This window comes from Piscinibacter sp. (assembly GCF_050175855.1).
Classification (GTDB): domain Bacteria; phylum Pseudomonadota; class Gammaproteobacteria; order Burkholderiales; family Burkholderiaceae_C; genus Piscinibacter.
The window spans coordinates 1-2,943 of the sequence record NZ_JBFXIO010000521.1 but is presented as its reverse complement, the minus strand read 5'-3'; the positions used below and the strand labels follow the sequence as shown (position 1 = coordinate 2,943).

The 2,943-nt window shown below is 66.2% G+C and carries 6 protein-coding genes; 5 read left to right on the top strand and 1 reads right to left on the bottom strand.

Going from position 1 to position 2,943, the window contains the following annotated elements:
• Positions 1 to 486, bottom strand: a 486-nt coding sequence (locus AB7U92_RS25005) for a response regulator (RefSeq protein WP_428583228.1), incomplete at its 3' end; no start/stop codon positions are given.
• Between the two features lie 182 nt (positions 487 to 668).
• Here AB7U92_RS25005 and AB7U92_RS25000 point away from each other — a divergent pair.
• The 5 genes from AB7U92_RS25000 to AB7U92_RS24980 all read left to right on the top strand — a co-directional run.
• Positions 669 to 869, top strand: a complete 201-nt coding sequence (locus AB7U92_RS25000; RefSeq protein WP_428583226.1) for a CsbD family protein — start codon at positions 669 to 671, stop codon at positions 867 to 869.
• Between the two features lie 26 nt (positions 870 to 895).
• The gene (locus AB7U92_RS24995) at positions 896 to 1,336 is read left to right on the top strand and encodes a BON domain-containing protein (protein WP_428583224.1); all 441 of its coding nucleotides are present in this window, start codon (positions 896 to 898) and stop codon (positions 1,334 to 1,336) included.
• The gene (locus AB7U92_RS24990) at positions 1,329 to 1,877 is read left to right on the top strand and encodes a ferritin-like domain-containing protein (RefSeq protein WP_428583222.1); all 549 of its coding nucleotides are present in this window, start codon (positions 1,329 to 1,331) and stop codon (positions 1,875 to 1,877) included. Before AB7U92_RS24995 ends, AB7U92_RS24990 begins: the two co-directional genes overlap by 8 nt.
• Positions 1,878 to 1,927: 50 nt before the next feature.
• Entirely contained in the window at positions 1,928 to 2,536 is a 609-nt protein-coding gene (locus AB7U92_RS24985; protein WP_428583220.1) for a response regulator transcription factor, read from the top strand.
• Positions 2,533 to 2,943, top strand: a 411-nt coding sequence (locus AB7U92_RS24980) for a CHASE3 domain-containing protein (RefSeq protein ID WP_428583218.1), incomplete at its 3' end; no start/stop codon positions are given. The genes AB7U92_RS24985 and AB7U92_RS24980, both read left to right, overlap by 4 nt.

Below are 2,943 nucleotides of genomic sequence, written 5' to 3'. Positions count from 1 at the left end.
CTTGGCCAGGCGCAGAAAGACCTGGAACTCGCGCTCGGAGAGCTGTTCGTGCGGCGGCCGGTCTCCCTGGCCCGACAGGCTCTCGGCCAGCAACTCGGCCACTTCGGGGCTGATGTACTTGCGGCCGCGCACCACGGTGCGGATGGCCGTGGCGATCTCTTCCGGATCGCACTCCTTGTTCAGGTAGCCGCTGGCGCCCTGCCGGAGCAGGTGGGCCGCGTAATGCTCGGCCGGAAAGCCGCTGAGGATGAGCACCGGCAGGTCGGGAAAGCGCGCCTTCACGGCGGCCAGCGTGTCCACGCCGCTCTGGTCGGGCATGGAGATGTCCATCAGCAGCACGTCGACGTCTCCCTCGCGGACCAGATCGAGCGCCTCGCGGCCGTTGGAAGCCTCGCCGGTGACGCGGAAATCCACGCTCTCGCCCAGAAACTGACGCAGGCCGGAGCGCACGATGGCGTGGTCGTCGACGATGGCAATGCGGATCATGGCTGCACTTCTCGATGGGAGGCTGCAAGCGTAGCAGCGAGAGCGGACAACTTCGATCAGCGCAGTCCTACAGACAGAAGTCCTCGGCACCGACGCGCCCGCCGGCGCACAGTGAACGGATTGCCGCGAGGCGGCAATGCCCGACCCCGCGGGCTCCACCTGCTCATCGGAAGGAACGGGCCATGAACTGGGTGCGAGTCGAACGCAACCGGAAGCAATGGAAGGGCAAGGCCATCGAGCGATGGGGTCAGCTCACCGACGAAGACTTCGACGTTGTCGCCGGCCGCCGCTCGGTGCTGTCGGCGATGTCCGACACGCGATGGGCCTGTCCGCCGATATCGCGGCCGGGCAGCGTGGACGACAGTCTCATCACCGTTACCTGATCAACCTCACTCTCAAGGAGATCACCATGCAAACACTTCGCATCAGGAGTCTGTTCCTCGTCGGCGCCATGGCCGCCGCACTGGCTGCCTGCGGCAAGCAGGAGAGCGACAGCACCGCCGGCCAGAAGGTCGACAACGCGATCACCGAGGTCAAGCAAGCCGGCCAGGAGATCAAGGCAGAGGCGCAGCAGGCCGGCAAGCAGGCGCAGAACTCGGTGGAGAACGCCGCCGACAGCGCCAAGCAGGCGATCACCGATGCCGCGATCACCTCGAAGATCAACCTGGCGCTGGCGGCTGACGATCGGCTGAAGGCGTCGAAGATCAACGTGGACACCACCGACGGCCGCGTCACGTTGACGGGTCAGGCTCCGGACAGCGACTCCCGCGAGCGTGCCACCGTGCTGGCCCAGGCCGTCGAGGGCGTGCTGGCAGTGAAGAACCAGCTGGAGGTGGCGAAGAATGGATGACAAGCGCACCACCGCCACTGCCGGGCTGCGGCTCGATGACAAGGCCATCGAGGCCGCACGCCACGAGCTGCACGAGGGCGCCGTGACGCCGGCCTACGGTCCCTGGCGCGACGACATCGTCGGCCTGCTCAATGATGCGCTGGCCACCGAACTCACCTGCGTGCTGCGCTATCGCCGCCATCACTTCACCGCGGAGGGGCTGGCCTCGCCCAAGATCGCAGACGAGTTTCTGGTGCATGCGAACGAGGAGCTGGCCCATGCCGATCGACTCGCTGCGCGCATCGTGCAACTCGGTGGCGAGCCGGACTTCAACCCCGACTCATTGCACCAGCGAAGTCATGCCGAGTACGACGACGCGCAGGACCTGCACGCCATGTTGCGCGCCAACCTGGTGGCGGAGCGCGTGGCCGTGGAAAGCTACCGGCAGATGATCGCCCTGGTGGCCGACAAGGACAGCACGACGCGCCGCCTGCTCGAAGACATCCTCGCGGACGAAGAAGAGCATGCCGACGAGTTGAAGGACTGGTTGGCCAAGTCCTGAGCGTTGTCCGGGTGGACCGCGGCGCAGGCAGACAACCCATCGAGGCCTTCTTGCCCGCGCCGGTGCCGGCGCTCGCCGCTGCCGGGCCGCGGTCCGCCGACGATGCTGCCTCGACGACGGCAGTCATCCATGACGCGTGCGGCGCCCGACCGGCGCGCCTGTCCCGGATGCCGTTGTGCAGAATCGGACTTGTCCTACACGCGCGCGGTCGAGAAGCTGCGAACCTCGGTGGAATCCGTGCGCAGACGGAACGTCCCGCTTCAATCGTCATTCCTGCCGTGAGCCTCACAGCCTTCATCGTCGAAGACAGTCCCGTGATCCTCGAGAACCTGGTGAGCACCTTGCAGGAGCTGGCCGAAATCGACGTCGTCGGCACATCCGCAGACGAGAGCACGGCGGTCCGCTGGCTCGAGAACGATCCTGCCCATGGGGCCGACCTCATCATCGTCGACGTGTTCCTGCGCAGCGGCTCCGGCCTGGGGGTGTTGCAGGCGGCGTCGCGGCTGGGCGTGAAGGGGCGGCGTGTCGTGCTCACCAACTACGCCACGGCGGACATGCGCCGGCGCTGCCAGGCCCTGGGTGCAGATCGTGTGTTCGACAAGAGCCATGAACTCGATGATCTGATCAGCTACTGCATCGACTTGTCGCAGCCCTCATGATCGATCCGCTGCTCAGTCGCTTCGGTCGAGCGCGCCTGCTGGGCGTGGTGATCGCCTCGGTGGTGGTGGCCGGCGTGATGGCGGTGAACGAGTATGCATTCCAGAGCGCCGACCGCTCGGTGAACTCGGTACGCGATCGCAACGACATACGCCGCGACGCGACCCAGTTGCGTGCATTGCTGGTGGACGCCGAATCAGCCGTTCGCGGCTACCTGTTGACGGGCCGCGAGGACTACCTGCAACCCAACTTCGTGGCGCGGGAGGACATCGAGCGGCTGCTGACGCGCCTGCGGGCCGAGTACGCCAACACCCCGTGGCAGAGCATGGTCGATGAGGTCGATCGCCAGAGTGACGAGATGCTGGCGCTCATCGACGAGAAGATCCGCATGTACAAGATCGGAAGAGCG

Excerpts from the sequence above, each read along its gene's own strand:
- AB7U92_RS25000 (WP_428583226.1), top strand. The coding sequence starts at position 669 with ATGAACTGGGTGCGAGTCGAACGCAACCGGAAGCAATGGAAGGGCAAG.
- AB7U92_RS24995 (WP_428583224.1), top strand. The coding sequence starts at position 896 with ATGCAAACACTTCGCATCAGGAGTCTGTTCCTCGTCGGCGCCATGGCC.
- AB7U92_RS24990 (WP_428583222.1), top strand. The coding sequence starts at position 1,329 with ATGGATGACAAGCGCACCACCGCCACTGCCGGGCTGCGGCTCGATGAC.